Annotated in this window: 1 protein-coding gene; it reads left to right on the forward strand. The window is 64.3% G+C overall.

The annotated features are described in order from the left end of the window. On the forward strand, positions 1 to 529 hold a 529-nt coding region (locus tag CK240_RS17995; protein ID WP_135059000.1), incomplete at both ends, for a replication initiation protein.

The following is a 529-nucleotide window of genomic DNA, read 5'->3' on the forward strand; positions in this document are numbered from 1 at the left end:
GGAGCATCGCGTCCGGCTGTCCGAGGTGCGCGGGGTCGAGGGGTTGCGCAACCACGATCGCGCCAGTCTCGCTCCGCTGTTCGCGGAGTTGCAGGCGGCCGTGCTGATCCACGATGACACCGAGAAGAAGCGCCTGACCATCGGGGGGCTGCTCGACATTGCCGAGGTGGACTACCGCGACGAACTGTCCGGCGACCTGGTCATCAGCTGGTATTTCTCACGGATGTTCACCCGTGCTGCCGCGGCCTCGAACCACTGGGCGATCCTTGATCGCCAGACGGTGTTTCACCTGGGCAGCAAGTACTCGCTGCTGCTGTTCCAGCACATCGCCAGTCTGGCCAAGCTGGATCAGGTTGCCATCAAGACCTTCACCGTGGCCGAGTTGCGGTCCGTTCTCGGGGTGGAGCCGGGCAAACTGGAACGGTTCTCGCATTTCAACAGCCGGGCGATCCAGCCCGCGATTGCCGAGATCAATCAGCTTTCCCGGCTGACCCTGACCGCCACCCCTCGCAAGGTCGGCCGCACCGTC

The organism is Paracoccus salipaludis (genome assembly GCF_002287065.1).
Classification (GTDB): Bacteria; Pseudomonadota; Alphaproteobacteria; order Rhodobacterales; family Rhodobacteraceae; genus Paracoccus; species Paracoccus salipaludis.